This is a genomic window from Truepera radiovictrix DSM 17093, from assembly GCF_000092425.1.
GTDB classification, from domain to species: Bacteria; Deinococcota; Deinococci; order Deinococcales; family Trueperaceae; genus Truepera; species Truepera radiovictrix.
On record NC_014221.1, the window covers coordinates 2,727,936 to 2,745,716 of the forward strand.

The following is a 17,781-nucleotide window of genomic DNA, read 5'->3' on the forward strand; positions in this document are numbered from 1 at the left end:
AGAGCTCTCCCAAAGCTTTTAAGGTGGTGGCTTTAAGGTGGTGCGGTTTGGGCCGCACCACCTTATGTGGTTTCCTGATCTGGTTTGTACCTTTGGCGGCCACCCTACCGCGGCCAGGCGCAGTGCACGTGGCCCCAGTGCCCCGCGTCCCCCGGCCCCAACACCTCGTCGGCGCCGAGCTCACGGCAGAGCCGCATAAACCCAGCGACCACCGCGTCACGCCCACGCGCCCCGACGCTGACGCCGTTGATGACGTCCGTGTCGTACGCCAGCCCCGCGTAGTGGCGCGACGTCGCCGAGTGCGACCCTCCGGCGATGGAGGTCACGCGGAAGCGGTAGGTCTCAGCCGCTCTCAGCATCCCGCTAAGCATCCGCGGGTCCAAGTAGACGCTGCCGCCCGGCGCGGTCCCGTACGACGAGCGCCGCGCTGGGCCGCCGCTCGCGGTGTCACGGATGTTGCTGCGCGCGTCCGCCCCGTCGCTCGAGCTGCTGCTCACCGGGCTGTAGGGCCACAGCGTGATGTTGCCGCTCGCTAAAATGCGCTGCGCGAGACCGGCGCGGTCCGTCCCCCCGCCCACGTTGGTCACCAGGGCGTTCCACGTGCTCGGCCCCACCACGCCGTCTTGGGCCAGCCCCCATGACGCTTGAAAGCTCTTGACCGCAGCCTCGGTCGCCGGCCCGAAGACCCCGTCGACGGCGAGCGCGTAGCCGTAACGGTTGGCGAGCTGGTCTTGCACCGCCCGCACGGCGTTGTTGTTGTCGCCGCGGCGCACCACGGTGATGAGCGCGCCCCACGTGCTCGGCCCGACGACGCCGTCCACCGTAAGGTTGCGAGCGCTCTGAAAGCTCCTCACGGCGCTCTCGGTAGCGCTCCCGAAGCTGCCGTCGACGCTGAGGTTGCCCCCGTGGTGACGCAGCAGGTACTGCACCGTGACCACGGTGCGGCCCGCGTCGCCACGCCGCACCGTCGGCCAGGTCGCCTGGGGGCCGAGCTCCCCCCCACGCAGGTCGGCGCACCCGCCCAGGAGCGCCACGAGGGTGATGAGGACGCCTCCCCACACCCTCACACGCAGGGCCCTTACGCGTAACGACAAAGGGTCGATGGTTTGTCGCACAGCTTTCCTCCTTAGACCATTTTGGGGTAGCCAGCAGCACCCGCACCCTCTTTGGCCCAGCTGGAACGCCCGGCACAAGGATAGCAAACGTTAACAAAAAGCCGTCAGCCGCTCGTCACGCCCGGCCGTGTAGGGCCGCAGGCCCAGTCGTAGCGTCGGGCGCGGAGACCCCTTTCGCCTTCGCGACGCGCCGGGCTTACCGCAGCTGCGCGAGCGCCTTGCGAATGAGGGTCTCCGCGCCCGCCTCGGGCTCTTTGAGGGCGAGCTGCGCCACGACCCCTTTGACCTGCGTCTCGCGGTAGCCGAGCGCCAAAAGCGCCCCTACGGCGTCCTCGGCGGCCGGTGAGGAGAGGGTCGTCACCTTGCCGCGCGCGCCGGGGGCCAAAAGCTCCTCGGGTAGCTTGTTTTTGAGGTCCAAGATGATGCGCTCGGCCATCTTTTTGCCCACCCCCGGGGTGCTCGCCAACAGCCCCGCATCCCCTTGCAAGATCGCTCCGGCAAGTAGTGGCGTCTGCATCGATGACAGGAGCGCCAGGGCGAGCTTGGGCCCCACCCCCGAGACGCCGATCAGGTGGGTAAAGAGGGTGTGCAGGTCCCGGTCGTGAAAGCCGTAGAGCGCCAGAAGCTCCTCTTTGACCAGAAAGTAGGTGTGCAGCCGCACCGCCGAGCCCACGCGGCAGACCATCAGCGTGGGCTTGGGGGCGAAGACCTCGAGCCCAAAGGCGCCCGCTTGCACGATCAGGCTCCCCGCCCGGATCTCGGCGACGACTCCGTCTAGGTAGGCGATCACCTTATTAGTGTAGCCCTCCAAGGACTCCGCCAACGCCCCCTCCCCGACGTGCTGGGCGCGCGTGCAGCCCTTTTGCCCTCGCCGGTCTGGGTAAGCCTAAGCGCCAAAACGCCCCTCCAAACCCGTATAATCCCTCCTCGTGAACGTCACGGCCACCACGCTCCACAAGCTCGACTTCCCCCGCGTCCAGGGGGCGCTCGCCGCGCGCGCCGCCTCACCCTTGGGGGTCGAGCGCGCCCTCGCCGTCTCCCCCACGCTCGAGCCCGCCGCGGCCGAGCGGGCGTGGGCGCGGGTGTCCGAGGCGCTCTCGGGCCCCGAGCTCTCCTTGGGCGGGGTAAGCGACATCCGGCCCCTCATCGCGCGCATCAAGGAGGGGCAGGTGCTAGAGGGGCTCGAGCTCTTGGAGATCGCCTACACCATGGACGCCGCCGGCACCATCAAGCGCGCGGTCCTCGCTTCGGAACGCCCGGCGCTCGCCGAGCTCGCCGCACGGCTCGGCAGCTTTAGCGGCGCGCTTCGGCTCGTGCGCGAACAGCTCGACCCGGACGGCCGGGTGCGCGACGACGCGACGCCCAAGCTGCGCGAGATCCGCAGGCGGCTAAACCCACTGCGCGGCCGCATCCGCGAGCGCCTGCAGGAGCTCTTGGGGCGCTACGCCGATTACGTCCAGGAGGGGCTCATCACCCTGCGGCGCGACCGCTACGTGATCCCGGTGCGCGCTTCGGCGCAGTCGCGGGTGCCGGGCATCGTCCTCGACACCTCCGACTCGGGGGCGACGGTCTTTATCGAACCGCAGTCGGTGGTCCCCTTGAATAACGAGCTGGCGCTTTTGGAGTTCGAGGAGCGCGACGAGGTGCGGCGCATCCTGGTGGCGCTCGGGCAGCGCCTGGCGTTTGAACCGGCGCTCGAGGGGACGCTCGAGGCGCTCGCCGAGCTCGACGTGGTCGCGGCGAGCGCGCGGCTCGCCAAGGACTGGCGGCTCACCAAGCCAAGCTTCGACACCTCGGGCGCCGTGCGGCTCACCCGCGCCCGTCACCCCCTGGTCGACGGGTGCGTGCCGAACACCCTCGAGCTGGACGCCGAGCGGCGCCTGCTCATCGTCACCGGCCCCAACGCCGGCGGGAAGACGGTGCTCCTCAAGACCCTCGGGCTCGCCGCCGTGATGGCACGCAGCGGGCTCTTCGTCGCCGCCGAAACGGCCACGCTCCCCCCTTTCCGGGCGCTTTTGACCGACATCGGCGACGAACAGAGCATCGAGGCGAGCCTCAGCACCTACGCCGGGCACCTTAGAAACCTGAGAGCCATCGTCGAAGCGGCGGCGCCGGACGTGCTCGTGCTGGTCGACGAACTCGGCTCCGGCACCGACCCCGACGAGGGGGCGGCGCTCTCGCAAGCTATTGTGGAGCGGCTTTTGGAGAGCGGGGCGCGCGGCCTCATCAACACCCACCTCGCGCCCCTCAAGGTCTTCGCGTCGCAGACCCCGGGGGTGCAAAACGCCGCCATGAGCTTTGACGTCGGGGCGCTCTCGCCGCGCTTCGAGCTCATGGTCGGGCAACCGGGCCGGAGCTACGCGCTCGCCATCGCCGAGCGCTTGGGGCTGCCCGAAGCGCTCCTCGCGCGCGCTCACGACATCCTCGGGCCCGAGGGGGCGGCGCTGGAGACGCTCTTGCAGACCCTCGAGCGCCAGCGCGAGGCGCTTCAGGCCGAGCGCGACGAGCTCGCCGCCGCGCGCGAGGTCGCCGCGCGCGAGGCCGCGGTGCTGCGCGAGCAGATCGAGCGCCTACGCGAGCGCGAGGGGGAGGTTTTGGCCGCCGCCGCCGCGCGGGCCGACGAACTTTTGCAGGAGACGTTGCAGCGCGCCAAGGAGCTCAAGCGCACCGCCACCACCGACCCCGAAGCGAGGCCGCGCGCGCTCAGCGAGCTTCAGAGGCTGCGCAAGGAGGTGCAGGCGCGCACCCCGCACCGCACCCCGAAGGCCAAAGGCCCCGCCCCGAAACCGGCGCTAGCGCCGGGCGCGACGGTCTTCGTCGAGGCGTACGGCGCCAAGGGCCAGGTGCTGGAGCTGCGCGGCGACGACGTCGTGGTGCAGCTCGGCCTCCTCAAGGTGACGGTGCCCAAAAGCGGCGTAAGGCTCGACAGAGCGCCCAAACCCCAGCGCGGCGCGGGGGGTGGCTACAGCGCGCCGGCGCGCTTCGAGAGCGAGCTCAATATCCGCGGCGAACGGGTCGAGGCGGCGCTCGACAAGCTGCGCGACTTTTTGCTCGAGGCGCACGCGCTTAAGGCCGAGCGCGTCCGCATCCTCCACGGCAAGGGCACCGGTACCCTGCGCGACGTGGTGCGGAGCTTTCTTAAAGACGACAAACGGGTCGAGCGCTTCGAGGACGCCCCCCCCTACGAGGGGGGCCACGGGGTGACGGTCGCGCACCTGCGGCGCTGAGTCGCTCCTGGCACCGGCCTTTACGTTCACCTACAAAGTCGCTTGGAACGTCAGAAAGCGACGCCTAGCGCGGGCACGAGCCAGAAGCCGATGGGCTGCACCCCCTCGCGTGGCCCGAACCCGTTGAAGGTGGCCCCCTGCAGCGTGAGCTCGGCGAACACGCGCTGCGCGTCCGACACGGGGACCTGCACGCCGAGCGTGAGGGTACCGGCGCCGGCGAGCCCGGGTTCGCCCAACCAGGAGAGGGTGCCGAGGCCGCGCAGCGCGCCGTAGAGCTCGGCCGCCCCGAGGGGCGTCGCCGCCGAGACCCCGAGGTCTAGCGCGGCGTTCGACACGAAAAGGGCGGCGCCGTAGTCGAGCGCGAAAGGCCCCGCGCCGAGCCGCTCGGTCGCCCCGTAGCGGAGGCCCGGGGCGGGGAACGACGCGTAGGGAACGAGCAGCGCGGTGAGGTTGGTGGTGCGGCCCTCGGCGACGCCGCGCGCGAGGTTGAGCTGCACCGGCGTCGCTACCGGCCAGTACCCCGGGGCGACGATACCGGTAGCGCAGTCGGGGTTGGGCGGCATCCCCGTGCACGGCGCGACCGCCGTCAGCGGCGTGGGGTAGCCCAGCGCGACACGCGTCTCGCGCTGACCGGGCTCGAGCGGTTGGGGCGCGCGCCCCCAGATGACCGGCGCACACGCGCTCAGGGCGACGAGCAGGCTGGCCAAGATGATGACCCGCGCGTTTCGGCGAAGGTTTCGGTACGTGTCTCGGCAGGTATCGCGCACCAGCTACCCCCTCGTGCACCCCAACACCACCCCGTGGGGCGTGCGCTTAGCCTACCCCCGTAGGGTACTGCCGGGCTTCACCAAACCTTCACCCTTCCGCCGAGACCCCGAACGCCTCTAGGATCGCCGCCGGCGCCCGCGTCGGTCGCCCGCGCGCGGCGCTCACCCACACCCAGTCGGTCTCGACCTCGGCAAGGAGAGCGCGGTCGCGCTCGCGGTAGATGCGGGTGTGGCGGCCCGCGCGCGCCCCCGAAAACGCCTGTACCCGCGTCTCGACGCTGAGCGCGTCCCCCAAGACGGCCGATTGGAAGTAGGTGATGCGGTGCTGCCGCACCACCGGCACCACCCCGAGCGCCTGATAGGCGGCGAGCGAGAGCCCCTGCCGCTCGGAGTGCGCCCGCGCCACCTCCTCGGCGTAGCGCAAGTAGACGGTGTTGTTGACGTGGCCGAGCTCGTCGATGTCGGCGGGCGCTACGCTGACGGTGTGTGCGAAGCGGTTTTTGACGTTGCCTTCCATCTCCCCCACTCTACGTTCTGGCGGTCGCCAAGCGCGTGTCACGCGGCCGCGTGCCATACTACCCCTGTGGCGACCCGCTGCCGCATGGGCCGGCCCCACCCCGCTTAGTCCCCGCACCCGCTATGACGCCTACCAAACCCCCCAACCTCAGAGACACGAACACGGTCAACAGCCTTATCCACCTCTACCGCGGCGAGCTGGGCCGCATGGCGCTCTACCGCGTCCGCCTCGACACCACGACGAACTGGGCGATCGTGACAAACGCGGGCATCGTCACCTTCGTGCTCGGCAACGGCGCCTTATCGCACGCCGCCCTCCTTTTCGCGATGCTGCTGACGCTCTTTTTCCTCACCCTGGAGGCGCGCCGCTTTCGCGTCTACGAGGTGTCGCACCAACGCGTGCGGCTCTTTGAACGGGGCTTTTTCGCCGAGCAGCTGGGCGCCACGTGGGTTACCGATTGGCCCACGCGGCTTCTGCAGAGCCTTGAAGAGCCGCAACCCCCGATCTCCTGGGCGAGCGCCCTCGGTTGGCGGCTGCGGCGCAACTACCTCTGGCTCTACGCGGCGCTCGTCGCCGCTTGGGTCGGCAAGTTGGCGATCACCTCGGGCGAGGCGGTGACGGGCGCTTTACAACCGCTTCTCGCCGCCGCGCGGGTTGGACCCCTCCCTGGGGGTGCGGTCTGGGCGGCGGTCGGAGCGTTCTACGTGGGCCTCGTGCTCCTCGCCCTGTTCGGCAGCCAGACCTACCCGCTCGAGGCGGACTAAAAGCGAGCGCGGGGGCGCTAGGCTTGTAACCCCGGCCCGGCAGCGCCGCTCTCTCGGGCGATGAGCCGCAGCAGCTCCGCCATGTCAAAAGCGTCTAGCGCGTCTTGCACCCCTTGGAGATACGCGTAGGTGAGCACGTCTGCCGCCTGGCCCTTGAGGGCGTCGCCCCGAAACGCCCGGAGACGTTCGGGGAGCCTGTCGCGCAACCGGTCAAAGAGGCGGAGCTTGTAGGCGTCTGCCAGTTCGACGATGTCTCGAGCGTCCACACTTCACCCTAGCGCGCCCTCTAACTGCGAGCAACGGCGGAGGCTACCGCACGCGCGTCCACGGCGTGCGGTACGATGCGCCATGGACCGCATCGAGCAGGAGCGAGGCAAACCGGAGCAGCAGTACGTCATCGACGCGCTCGCGGCCGAATCGTGGCGCCTCTTTCGCATCATGGGGGAGTTTGTCCAGGGCTTTGAAGAGATGAGCGGGGTGCAAAAAGCCGTCACCATCTTCGGTTCGGCGCGGCTGGGACCCGAACACCCCTACTACCGCCAAGCCGAAAGCCTGGGGCGCGACCTCGCGCGCGCAGGGTACACGGTGATTACGGGGGGCGGCCCCGGCATCATGGAAGCGGGCAACAAAGGGGCCTTCGAGGCGCAGGGCAAGAGCGTCGGGCTCAATATCGACCTGCCCTTTGAGCAGGGGCCCAACCCCTATCAGACCACCGAGCTTAAGTTCCGCTACTTTTTCGTCCGCAAGGTGATGTTGGTCAAGTACTCCTCGGCGTTTGTCGTCTTTCCCGGCGGCTTCGGCACCATCGACGAGCTCTTCGAGGCGCTCACCCTGGTGCAGACGCGCAAGATCCACCCCTTTCCGGTCTATCTGGTCGGGGTGAGCTACTGGCAGGGGCTGACGGACTGGCTGCGGGACACGCTGCTGGCGGCGGGCACGATCGCGGCGAAGGACTTAGACCTCCTCAAGCTGGTGGACGACACCGCCAACATCCCCGACGAGATCAGCGCCTACTACCAAAGCGCGTCGCACGCGGGGTTCGAGGTGCCTTAGCACACGAGAACGTGTTCCAAAAACACGCCATGTCATTGCGAGCGTAAGCGGTGCCCACCTCTGGCGAAGCCGTTCCGCTAGCCTGCGGCTGAGAGCTGCTCGGACACTGCTTGCAATCTCTACTTGCAACCTCTAGTGGTAGCGCAGCAAGACGAGACTGCTTCGGCCTACGGCCGAGGCTTCGCCCGACTTCGTACGCTTTACAATCTGGAGCTGCGCGACCAACCTTCGGACAGAACGCAATGACGTAAGCGGGTATGGCTCTAAGACAAACGCTTACACGTAACCCAGCTCGAGCGCCTTCAAGACCGCCCGCGTCCGGTCGCGCACGCCGAGCTTTGAAAGAACCGACGAGACATGGTTTTTGACCGTCCCCTGGCTTATATGAAGCGCGAGCGCGATCTCCCGGTTCGAGTAGCCCCCCGCCATGAGGCGCACGACCTCGCGCTCGCGGCCCGTCAGGGGGTCGGGGGTCTCCAAGCTGGGGTAGTCGCGCGGCACACCCGACAGCCCACGCAAGACGCGCTCGGTGACGGCGGGCTGCACAAGCGTTCCGCCCGCCGCCAGGGTCCGCACCGCCGTGACGAGCTGCTCCAAGGACACGTCCTTGAGGAGGTAGCCCTTGGCACCGGCACGCAGGCCGTCAAGGACGAGCGCGTCGTCGTCAAAGGTGGTCAGGATCAGCGTGGGCGGCGGATGGGCAAGCGCGCGCAGCACCCCGAGGCCGTCCAGCTTGGGCATCCGCAGGTCGAGAAGCACCACGTCCGGGGCCGTTTCGGCGATGAGCCCCAACGCCGCCTCGCCGTCCGCCGCCTCACCGACGACCTGCATCTCGGGGGACAGCTCTAAGAGGCTGCGGATGCCCTGCCGCACCAGCGTCTGGTCGTCTACCAAGAGCACGCGGATCATCGCGCCTCAACCCGTCAGGCCGAGCGGCAGCCACGCCTCGAGCGAAAACCCCCGGCCCGGATTCGGGTGCAGCTCGAGCCGCCCGCCCAGGCCTTCTAGGCGCTCCCCCATCCCCGTGAGGCCGTTGCCGCGGCCCAGCGCGTGCGCCCCCCCGCCGTCGTCGCGAGCCGAGAGGGTCAGCCCGCGCTCCGTGCGCGCGACCCTTACCCAGAGGTTCCGGGCGCCCGCGTGCCGCACGGTATTCGTCACGACCTCCTGAACGCAGCGCAGCACCACCTGCGCCCGCTGCGGGTCGTCCACGCTCAAGTCCTCGGGAACGTCTAAGTGGATGCGGAGGTCGGGGATGCCTTGAATCAGCGTGCGCAGCGCCCCGGCGAGGTCTAAGCTGCTGCCCGCGCGCACCTCGCTCACGACCTCGCGCACGTCACCCAGGAGACCCTTAGCGAGCGACTGGGAGGTTCTCACGTGCGCCAAAGCCTTGCTCTCTCCCTGAGCTTCGAGCACAAAGCTGGCGACCTCGAGGTTGAGGCTTAAGGCCGTCAGGTGATGGCCGATGAGGTCGTGCAGCTCCCGCGCGATCCTGAGGCGCTCCGCGACGCGCGAGCTCTCGCTTAAGAGCGCCTGGGTGGCCCGCAGTTCGGCGTTGACCCGAGCGAGCGCCTCGCGGGCGCGGGCTTCGCTCAGCGCCGCGTGGCTGGTAAAGAGGGCGAAGGACTGAAACCCTAGATAGAGCGCCGCCTGGACGAGCGCCGGGACGGTCTCACCCGTCGCCAGGAAAAGCGCCCCCATCGCCACGGTCTGCCCCAGCACCCAGAGCGCGGCGTGCGGCAAGGACAGAAGGTGCGCCGCGTAGCTCGCCACGATGATCAGTAAAATGCCGCCCAGCCAGTAACCGGGTCCGAAGCCGATCACCCCCAAGCTGCACAGCGTCATGAGCGAGAGGGGCAGGAGGTGGACGCGGTGAACCCACGGGTCGAGGCGCGGCGCGTTGATCAGCGCGAAAAGGGCGCCGAAACCCACGAAACAGCCCCCCCAGAGCACGGAGAGCCACGCTGGACCCTGGGCGGGCTCGAGCGCCATCGGCACCCCGACCGCAAGCCAGGTGATGTAGCCCGCAACCTGCGACAAAACCTCGACGGGGAGGGCGGAGCGCGCGCTGGGCATACGCGCAGTATAGAGGACGCCTTGCGGGGTCACCCCTGCCGAAAGTCATGGCTTCTGGAGATGACCTTTCGCACATGCGCGCCGCCCGATCGCCCCGCTAGAGTCTCGTCCAGGAGGTTTCCATGCTGCACGCCAAAGCTTGCGAAGTCGTGCCCATCGGCCTCGTGCTGATCGTCCTCGGCGTCTTCTTTCTGCTCGCTCGCCTTATGGATACCGGCGTACTTACCCTGCCCCTACTCAGCGCCCTGCTGATCGCCGTGGGTCTCCTGCGCCGCGAGTCGGCCTGGTTCATCCCCGGCGGCATCCTGGCCGGGATCGGGCTGGGCGCGTTTCTCGTGGAGGCTTTGCCGCTCGCACCGGTTTTATCCGACGAGGCCGAGGGGGGCGTCTTTCTGCTCTCGTTCGCGCTCGGGTGGGTAGGGGTGTTCGCCCTGTCCTCACGTTTCGGCGACGAGAAGCTCACCTGGGCGCTCATCCCCGCGCTGGTGATGACGGTGATCGGCGGCCTCCTCCTCAGCGCCGGGGTAGGGGCGCGCATCCTGGAGGGGCTCTCGTATGCGTGGCCGCTCGCGCTGGTCGGCTTCGGCGCGTACCTGCTCTTTAGAGGGGAACGGTGATGCTTGAGACAGCGCTCGTGCTCCTGCACGTCGTGGCAGGCATCTTCGCGCTCGTATTGGCACCCGTGGCGATGGCGACGCGCAAAGGGGGGCGTGCGCACCGGCTGGGGGGCCGGGTGTACTTCTGGGCGATGGCCGTTCTTTTCGTCACCGCGCTCGGCCTCCTGGCGGTCCGCCCCAACGTGTTTCTGCTGATCATCTCCGTGCTGAGCTTCTACGGAGCGTTCTCCGGGTACCGCGTCCTCTCCCGCAAACGCCCCCAAGCCGAGCAAGGAGCGACCTGGCTCGATTGGGGCGGCGCGTGGGTCGCGCTCGCGGCGGGCGTCGGCTTTATCGCCTGGGGTGCGCTGACGCTTCTAGACGTCTGGGAGAGCGCTATACCGACCGCCTTCTCGTTTCTGGGGGTCGGCTTCGGCACCCTTTTGGGGCGCGAAGCCTGGAGCGACCTGACGAGCTTCCGGCAGCCCCCTGCGGACCCGAACTGGTGGTGGTTCTACCACATGGACCGGATGCTGGGCTCGTACGTTGCGGCCGTCACGGCCTTTATGGTGCAGACCGTGGGTCCGAGGCTGCCTTCGGGGCTCGAGTGGACCGTCTGGATCGCTCCCGCGCTCGTAGGGGGGCCGCTCATCGGGGTGTGGATCGGGCACTACAAAAAGCGGTTCAGCGCCCGCCCCCGAGTTGGGAAGGCTAAGGCGTGAACCGCTCGAACGTTAAAGCTTGCAAAAGGGGGAGGGTTCGCCCCTCCCCTAGCGCTTAGCGCGCGGCGTTAAAGGCGTTGACGATCCCCGCGCCAAAGCCCTGCGGGTTGCCCACCCGGTCGGCGGTGCGCTTGAGGCGCGCCTCGACCTGGTTCGGGCTCAGGTTCGGATGCTGGTCCATCACCAACCCGGCTACCCCGGCGACGTGCGGCGCGGCCATGCTGGTGCCCGCCTTCCAACCGTAGCCGACCGCACAGCTCTCGGTCGCGGCGCAGGTGAGGTTGGGGGCGACCGTCGTGCTCAGCACCAGGTGCTCAAACCAGTCGGCCGGACGGGTCGCCGGGTCGCAAGAACCGTCGATGCCGCAGTCGCCGCCGGGGGCGGCGAGGGTGATCGAGGCGCCGTAGTTGCTGTAGAAGGCCAGCACATCAAACGCGCCCGGCTGCGGAAAGCGCGGCTCGGGGCGGATACCCGTCGCGGACACGTTGACGATGCCGGGGATGCCGCCGGGGAGGTTGATCGGCTGGCCGTTGAGGTCGGTCGCCGAATTGCCCGCCGAGGCGATCATGATCGTCCCCTCGCGCTGCACAAAGCGCGCCACGCGGTTTTCCGCCCGGATAAAGGCGTTGAGGTCCTGCGTGCCCTGACCACCGCGCCGCCCCATGCTGCCCAGGCTCATGTTGATGACCTCGAAGCCGCGTTCGGCGGCGTCGATCATCGCGGCCCAGCGGGAGTCCGAAAAGGCGCAGACGCCGCAGCCGGGGATCGGTTCGAAGACGTTGTAGCCCGCCAGACCCAAGTTGGGTCCGACGCCGACCACCTCGCCCCCGTCAAACACAGCGGCGACCGTACCGGCAACGTGGGTACCGTGATCGCTGTAGGCGGGGTAGGCGGTGCACGCCCCCTCGGCTTTGCTCCCGGCCGAGGTGTGGCAGTCGGTGTAGACGATGTTCTCCTTCAGGTCGGGGTGGTTGGTCGCGATCCCGGTGTCGATCACCGCGACCACGGTGTCGTGCGAACCGGTGATCCCGGCTTCCCACGCCTGCGGCGCGTGAACGCGGTCGATCCCCCAGAGCAGCCCCTGGTTGTAGAGGGTGTCCGCTCCCGTGGGCGCCTCCTGCACGGCGGCGCTCGGCGTTTCGGGCACGGCGAAGGCGGGCGCAACCCCGACCTCCTGGACGTTACTCACACGCGACGCTTTGGCGACGAACGCTGGGTCGTCGGAGACCATCACGGCGACACCTACCTGAGGCAGCGTGCGCACCACCTGGCCGTGCGCCTCGAGCGCCCGCAACGCACCTGCCGGCGTCTCGTTCTGCCGGAAGACGACCAAATAGCGCTCGCCTTGGGCCGCCTCGGCCTGCGGCTCGAGCATGGGCTGATCGGTGCTACACGCAGCGATCAGCAGCGCGAGCGCGAGTAGCGCTGGATAAAGCGAAAAGCGTTTTATCATGTAGGGTCCCTCTCCTGGACGGTCTCTCCAAGTGCTACCCGGCAGGCACTTGAAGGTCATACCCTCACCGGACGAACGCGACCGCTTGCGAAGCTCATGCGGCCGGACGCGCGAGAGTGTAGGTGACCGTACCATCGGCTCTAAAACCGCTCTGGCACCAGGAAAAGTGTTGTACTTTAGTATGGGTAAATCATGAAAGCTAAGGAGATGGTAGGTAAGGCGAAAAGTCGACAGCAAAAGCTGTGTTCTCACCTTTACCTCATCCAAACGACAGCACTTTTTCAAAAGCTGGCACTGGTAACGCTAGAGATACTGTGATGAATGTCAAGCCCTGGCGTGGGCAGGGTCGAAGGGCCGCCCAGAGTGCAACACCCCATAGGTGATGCGCAGCAGCTTCGCCATGCAGGCGACCAGCGCAGCCTTTCTAGCTTTGCCCCTAGCGACTAGGCGCTCGAAGAACGCCTTAAGCAGCGGGTTGTAGCGCAACCCGCTGAGAGCGGGCATGTAGAGAAGACGACGCACGTGTGCCGAGCCCAGACGACTGATGTGGCTCTGTTTGTGGAGACTTGAACCCGACTCACAGCGCTCGGGGGTAAGGCCAGCATAGGCCACCAGGCTACGGGCGGTGGCAAAGCGCAAAGGGTCGCCTAACTCAGCGAGAAGTAAACAGGCCGTTCGTGTACCCATGCCAGGAATGCTCTGTAGGAGTCTAAGTTCTTGAGGCTTTTCCTGCTCGAGGTCGCCTTTGAGTTCGTCCTCTAGAGCTTGTTTCTCTTTCTCCAGAGCTTCGATACGCCGTCTGAGCGAGGTGACCACTTGAGGGTGGGTCACGCCAGCCTGGGCGGCCTCAAGCCGGTTCTTCAGGCGGGTTAGGTCGTGGCTCAGTGCTTCGAGTTCACGAGCCAGCGACTGCTGCACGCCAACCGGAGGGGGTGCTTGCTCGGGCTCACGTTCTCTGCCGTACTGGGCCAGCAGGAGAGCGTCCACAGCGTCAGTTTTGTTACGGCATAGCAGACCCACTAGGGTCGGGTCTAGTGACCCCTATGCTGGCGCTGGCTTTTAGCGTAGTCCCGAGCCTGGGCAGGGTTGATGACGCTCACCCATACGCCGCAAGCCTGAAGGTGCTTGACCAGGCGCTGATGGTAGCTGCCCGTCGCTTCACACACGACCTGGCACAACTCATACTTCCCCAGCCAGCTCACGAGCGCTTGGTGGGCGGCCTCATCGTTGCCCAACTGAACCCGTAAAATCTCCCCATCCCCTGAGAGAGCCGCTACCTCAAGGCTTTCCTTAGCCACATCAACCCCAACATAGGTGAGCATCTTCCCTCCTCTGAGCTGAGGTTCCCTCCTTACCCTCCTGTAACCAGCCTTGCCGATGCGACCTCGAAGGTCAGGATACTTGTTCGGTGTGACAGGCAGGGAGAAGGGGTGGGCCGATCTCTATGCACGAACTCGAGGTTCTGGGTCTATTGCGGCCTTACCCCGGCCCTCGTTCAACATACAAGGACCTGTTGCTGCTTTTTGAGCGTTACCCCCTCAACCGTACGGCCGCTGCTCATGGCAGGGTTAGTTCGGCTTAGGCGACGAACTCGAGCTTGAGGGACGTCTCGTCGACCTCGCGCTCTTCGGAGGCGCACACGAGCCGCGCGTCGTCGCCGTAGCGGGTACGCATCATGGCGATGATGCTCTCCAAAGAGGCCTGCGTCCGGGTCAAGAAGTCGCCGTTCAGATAGACCTCCTTGGCCATCGCCACCTCGCCGCCGACGAGGCCAAAAGACGCGTTGAGGTGCTCCAAAGCCGCTTGCGTCCGCGCCGCGAGGTCGCTCAGGTCGCGGTGCAGCACGAGAAACGCGATGAGCCGCTCGCGCTCCTCGGGGGTCATGTATTTTGCGCTGGTCGAACCCGTGAGGCGCTGCAACAAGCGCCGGTACTGCTGCGGGGTGAGCTCGAGCTCGTCGCGCAGCGCGTGGATCGCGCCGAGCTGGGAGAGGTAGTGCGGGTAGTCCTGGGGTTGGGTGCTGGAGGCGCCTTGCGGGGGGTGGTCCTGGAGGATCTGTGCCATGCCATTAGTATACACTAGAGTGCCTTAAATAATAAGGTATCAGGCGACATGAGCGCGGTGTGGGAGGCGTTTTCTGGGTGTTGGCGCGTGAGCGCCTCGCCACCCAAAAACGCCCGCCCCCTCAGGATCTCGAGCGGTCCCTCGCCGCGCCCCGCAGCGCCGCGTTGACGCACCACAGCACGGGCGGTCTTTGCAGCGCGCCGCCATCCAACGGCTCGCTACTATGCACGCGCAAAACGGTTCGCTCACCGGGCAGGAGCGTCACGAGCTGATCGCTCACGGTGGCGCACGGGTCTAAGCGGTCGGCGAACGAGGGCAGAGACCAGCGCCGGGGGCACCCCGCGCAAGGTGTATCCGGCAACGCACTACACTGCTAACATCCTTCAAACCCCGTTTTGTGTGCTCTCGAGCCAATCGAAGGTACGCGTCACGGCTTTTTTCCAACCGGCGTAGAGCGCCTCGCGCTGATCTTCGCTCATACGCGGCTCCCAACGCTTGTCCATGGCCCAGTTGGCGCGCATATCGTCGGTGTTCTTCCAGTAGCCCGTCGCTAGGCCAGCAGCGTACGCCGCGCCGAGCGCCGTCGTCTCGGCGACCTTCGGACGCACCACCGGTACGCCCAGGATGTCGGCCTGAAACTGCATCAGCAGGTCGTTGTACACCATGCCGCCGTCGACCTTGAGCTCTTTGAGCTCGACCCCCGAGTCTTGCTGCATCGCGTCCAGCACCTCGCGGGTTTGGTACGCGGTCGCTTCGAGCGCGGCGCGGGCGATGTGGTTTTTGTTGATGTAGCGCGTGAGACCGACCATGACGCCGCGCGCGTCGCTGCGCCAGTAGGGTGCGAACAGGCCGGAAAACGCCGGTACGATAAACATCCCCCCGTTGTCGTCGACCTTGCGGGCGAGGTCTTCGACCTCGGGCGCGCTGCTGATCAGGTTGAGGTTGTCGCGCAGCCACTGCACCAGCGAACCGGTCACGGCGATCGACCCCTCGAGCGCCCACACCGTCGGGTTGTCCCCGAACTTGTAAGCGGGCGTCGTCAGCAGGCCGCTCTTGGAGTGCACCAGCTTCTCCCCGGTGTTGATGAGCATGAAGTTGCCCGTACCGTAGGTGTTTTTCGATTCCCCGACCTCGAAGCAGGTTTGGCCGACGGTCGCCGCCTGCTGGTCGCCGAGGTCACCGGCCAGCGGTACACCTTGCAAAGCGCCGCGGCACTCGCCGTACACCTCGCTCGACGAACGAATCTCGGGGAGCATGGCGCGCGGCACCCCCATGACCTCCATGATCTCCGCGTCCCAGTCGAGCGTTTCGAGATTCATCAGCATGGTGCGGCTGGCGTTGGAGATGTCGGTCACGTGCACGCCACCATCGACCCCGCCCGTCAGGTTCCAGATCAACCAGGTGTCGATGTTGCCGAAGAGCAGGTCGCCGGCCTCGGCGCGCTCACGCGCTCCCGCGACGTTGTCCAAGATCCAGCGGATTTTAGGGCCTGAGAAGTAGGTCGCTAGCGGCAGGCCGACCTTGGCGCGGAAACGGTCCTGGCCGCCGTCGCGGGCCAGGCGGCGAATCAGCTGATCGGTGCGCGTATCTTGCCAGACGATCGCGTTGTAGACCGGTTCGCCCGTCTTGCGGTCCCACACGACCGCGGTTTCACGCTGATTGGTGATGCCGACCGCCGCCAGGTCGGTGCGGTTGAGCTGCGCCTTCTCGAGCGCGGCAACAACCACGCTCTGCGCGCGCTGCCAGATCTCCAGGGGGTCGTGCTCCACCCACCCCGACTGCGGAAAGATCTGCCCGTGCTCGCGCTGGTCTGATGCGATCACGTTGCCACCGTGATCGAAGATCATACAGCGCGTGCTGGTCGTTCCCTGGTCGATCGCTGCAATGTGCTTGGCCATGATCTTGCCTCCTCGTGACGATCTTGTCGACCACGTAGCTCGTGAATCACGCGTAGAAAGCGCGACCTGTACGCAACATCGAGCGCTCCCCGCGGCCCCGTGTGCCATAAAACGCCTGTTCCATCGCCCTCGCCACCGGATCGCGCGTGATCTGGATCATATAGCAGACCGGAGTCGCCCCCGGGCCCGCCACCTAGATGGACGCGTAGAGGGACGCGCGCCTCGTGGTCGCCAACCCGCGGGCTGTTCTCGGCTGCCGCAGCCTCGAGCCGCGCCCCGTGTACCCCTACGCGCCGCCGCGACGCCTAGAGGGCGCGCCGTTTTGCTGTAATAGACCATGACCCAACGACGTTTTGCGACCCGTGCGGTCCATAGCGGTCACGAACCCGACCCCGTGACCGGCGCGCACGCCCCGCCTGTCTACCAGACCTCGACGTTTGCCTACGGTTCGTTCGCGCGCGGCCGGCGGCTCTTCGCAGGCGAGGAGGAGGGTTACCTGTACGGCCGCATCGCCAACCCGACGACCCGCGCGTTTGAACGCAAGCTCGCCGACCTCGAGGGGGCCGAAGACGCCCTCGCGTTTTCGAGCGGGATGGCGGCAGTCGCCGCGCTCACGCTCACCTTTTTGCGCCCCGGCGACGAACTCCTCTTTATCGGCCCCCTCTATGGCGGCACCGAGGGGTTCTTCCACGACGTCCTGGCGCCCTTTGGCGTGCGCGTCACCGAGCTCGCGAGCGAGCGGGAGCTAGCGGCGGCTCTAAGCGAACGCACGCGCATGGTCTACCTCGAGACGCCGACCAACCCGACCCTGAAGCTTATCGACCTCGCCGAGGTCGCTCGCCTCACCGCCGGGCGCGAGGTGCTCACCGTCGCCGACAACACCTTCGCCACCCCCTACCTGACGCGGCCTTTGGAGCACGGCCTGACCTTCGCGCTCCACTCGGCCACCAAGTACCTGGGCGGTCACGGCGACGCCATCGGCGGCGTGCTCGCCGGCCCCGCCGCGCTGCTCGCCGAGGTGCGCAGCGAAGGCCTGCGGCACGTCGGCGGTTGTCTGGGGCCGTGGGAGAGCTTTTTGCTCCTGCGCGGCACCAAAACGCTCGCGCTCCGCATGGAGGCGCACTGCGCGGGCGCCGCGAGGGTCGCCGAGGCGCTCCGGGGGCATCCGGCCGTGGCGCGGGTCTTCTACCCCGGCCTCCCCGAGCACCCCGGTCACGAGGTCGCCCGCAAGCAGATGCGCCACTTCGGCGGGATGGTGTCGCTCGAGCTGCGCGGGGGGCTGCAGGCGGCGGAGCGCTTTTTAGACGGCCTGACGCTCTTTACCCAGGCGGTGTCTTTGGGCGACGTCGAATCGCTCGCCACGCACCCCGCGAGCACCACGCACCAGCTTTTAGACGCCGAGACCCGCGAGCGCCAAGGGATCACGGACGGCTTGGTGCGGCTCTCGGTCGGTATCGAAGACCCGCGCGACCTCTGTGACGACCTCTTGAGGAGCCTCGACAAGCTCGCCGAAAGCGTCGCGGTCTAGCCCC

The 17,781-nt window shown here is 67.3% G+C and carries 18 protein-coding genes; 6 read left to right on the top strand and 12 right to left on the bottom strand.

Going from position 1 to position 17,781, the window contains the following annotated elements; genetic code table 11:
* Positions 1 to 104 precede the first annotated feature (104 nt).
* Both TRAD_RS12465 and ruvA read right to left on the bottom strand, forming a co-directional pair.
* On the bottom strand, positions 105 to 1,067 hold the full coding sequence (locus TRAD_RS12465; protein ID WP_185095170.1) for a peptidoglycan-binding domain-containing protein: 963 nt from the start codon (positions 1,065 to 1,067) through the stop codon (positions 105 to 107).
* A 244-nt stretch (positions 1,068 to 1,311) separates the two neighbouring features.
* Positions 1,312 to 1,905: a Holliday junction branch migration protein RuvA gene (gene ruvA / locus TRAD_RS12470; RefSeq protein WP_041947290.1), complete on the bottom strand. Its 594-nt coding sequence runs from the start codon at positions 1,903 to 1,905 to the stop codon at positions 1,312 to 1,314.
* Positions 1,906 to 2,044: 139 nt separating this feature from the next.
* On the opposite strand from ruvA, the gene TRAD_RS12475 reads away from it, so the two are divergent.
* Positions 2,045 to 4,342 carry an endonuclease MutS2 gene (locus TRAD_RS12475; RefSeq protein ID WP_013178971.1) on the top strand — a complete coding sequence of 766 codons (2,298 nt, stop codon included), beginning with the start codon at positions 2,045 to 2,047 and terminating at the stop codon, positions 4,340 to 4,342.
* 50 nt (positions 4,343 to 4,392) lie between these two features.
* On the opposite strand, the gene TRAD_RS12480 is transcribed toward TRAD_RS12475, so the two are convergent.
* Together TRAD_RS12480 and TRAD_RS12485 are read right to left on the bottom strand one after the other, a co-directional pair.
* Positions 4,393 to 5,049 (bottom strand): hypothetical protein, encoded by a 657-nt coding sequence (locus TRAD_RS12480; RefSeq protein ID WP_148221249.1) that lies wholly within the window; start codon positions 5,047 to 5,049, stop codon positions 4,393 to 4,395.
* Positions 5,050 to 5,197: 148 nt separating this feature from the next.
* Entirely contained in the window at positions 5,198 to 5,626 is a 429-nt protein-coding gene (locus TRAD_RS12485; RefSeq protein WP_013178973.1) for an acyl-CoA thioesterase, read from the bottom strand.
* A gap of 122 nt (positions 5,627 to 5,748) precedes the next feature.
* Between TRAD_RS12485 and TRAD_RS12490 the strand changes: the two genes are divergently transcribed.
* Entirely contained in the window at positions 5,749 to 6,390 is a 642-nt protein-coding gene (locus tag TRAD_RS12490) for a DUF2270 domain-containing protein (RefSeq protein WP_013178974.1), read from the top strand.
* A 17-nt stretch (positions 6,391 to 6,407) separates the two neighbouring features.
* Here the strand turns inward: TRAD_RS12490 and TRAD_RS12495 are convergent, their stop codons facing one another.
* Positions 6,408 to 6,656, bottom strand: coding sequence for a hypothetical protein (locus TRAD_RS12495; RefSeq protein WP_013178975.1), 249 nt, complete (start codon positions 6,654 to 6,656; stop codon positions 6,408 to 6,410).
* A gap of 82 nt (positions 6,657 to 6,738) precedes the next feature.
* On the opposite strand from TRAD_RS12495, the gene TRAD_RS12500 reads away from it, so the two are divergent.
* Entirely contained in the window at positions 6,739 to 7,443 is a 705-nt protein-coding gene (locus tag TRAD_RS12500) for an LOG family protein (protein ID WP_013178976.1), read from the top strand.
* Between the two features lie 276 nt (positions 7,444 to 7,719).
* Here the strand turns inward: TRAD_RS12500 and TRAD_RS12505 are convergent, their stop codons facing one another.
* A complete protein-coding gene (locus TRAD_RS12505; protein WP_013178977.1) occupies positions 7,720 to 8,352 on the bottom strand; it encodes a response regulator in 633 nt (210 codons plus the stop codon).
* Positions 8,353 to 8,358: 6 nt separating this feature from the next.
* Positions 8,359 to 9,516, bottom strand: coding sequence for a sensor histidine kinase (locus TRAD_RS12510; protein ID WP_013178978.1), 1,158 nt, complete (start codon positions 9,514 to 9,516; stop codon positions 8,359 to 8,361).
* A 122-nt stretch (positions 9,517 to 9,638) separates the two neighbouring features.
* Here TRAD_RS12510 and TRAD_RS12515 point away from each other — a divergent pair, with 122 nt between their 5' ends.
* Together TRAD_RS12515 and TRAD_RS12520 are read left to right on the top strand one after the other, a co-directional pair.
* Positions 9,639 to 10,133, top strand: coding sequence for a hypothetical protein (locus tag TRAD_RS12515; protein WP_013178979.1), 495 nt, complete (start codon positions 9,639 to 9,641; stop codon positions 10,131 to 10,133).
* Positions 10,130 to 10,834: a DUF2306 domain-containing protein gene (locus TRAD_RS12520; protein ID WP_049773121.1), complete on the top strand. Its 705-nt coding sequence runs from the start codon at positions 10,130 to 10,132 to the stop codon at positions 10,832 to 10,834. The genes TRAD_RS12515 and TRAD_RS12520 overlap by 4 nt, the downstream gene beginning before the upstream one ends.
* A gap of 55 nt (positions 10,835 to 10,889) precedes the next feature.
* On the opposite strand, the gene TRAD_RS12525 is transcribed toward TRAD_RS12520, so the two are convergent.
* From TRAD_RS12525 to glpK, 5 genes are all read right to left on the bottom strand, one after another.
* Positions 10,890 to 12,287: a S8 family peptidase gene (locus tag TRAD_RS12525; RefSeq protein ID WP_013178981.1), complete on the bottom strand. Its 1,398-nt coding sequence runs from the start codon at positions 12,285 to 12,287 to the stop codon at positions 10,890 to 10,892.
* A gap of 324 nt (positions 12,288 to 12,611) precedes the next feature.
* Positions 12,612 to 13,307, bottom strand: coding sequence for an IS110 family RNA-guided transposase (locus tag TRAD_RS15420; RefSeq protein WP_342606920.1), 696 nt, complete (start codon positions 13,305 to 13,307; stop codon positions 12,612 to 12,614).
* Positions 13,308 to 13,318: 11 nt separating this feature from the next.
* Positions 13,319 to 13,609 carry an IS110 family transposase gene (locus TRAD_RS12535; RefSeq protein ID WP_041947291.1) on the bottom strand — a complete coding sequence of 97 codons (291 nt, stop codon included), beginning with the start codon at positions 13,607 to 13,609 and terminating at the stop codon, positions 13,319 to 13,321.
* 256 nt (positions 13,610 to 13,865) lie between these two features.
* Entirely contained in the window at positions 13,866 to 14,351 is a 486-nt protein-coding gene (locus TRAD_RS12540; protein ID WP_013178982.1) for a hypothetical protein, read from the bottom strand.
* Between the two features lie 383 nt (positions 14,352 to 14,734).
* Positions 14,735 to 16,249 (bottom strand): glycerol kinase GlpK, encoded by a 1,515-nt coding sequence (gene glpK, locus TRAD_RS12545; protein ID WP_013178983.1) that lies wholly within the window; start codon positions 16,247 to 16,249, stop codon positions 14,735 to 14,737.
* Between the two features lie 337 nt (positions 16,250 to 16,586).
* Here glpK and TRAD_RS12550 point away from each other — a divergent pair, with 337 nt between their 5' ends.
* Complete coding sequence (locus TRAD_RS12550; protein WP_013178984.1) at positions 16,587 to 17,777, top strand: trans-sulfuration enzyme family protein; 1,191 nt, start codon at positions 16,587 to 16,589, stop codon at positions 17,775 to 17,777.
* Positions 17,778 to 17,781 lie beyond the last annotated feature (4 nt).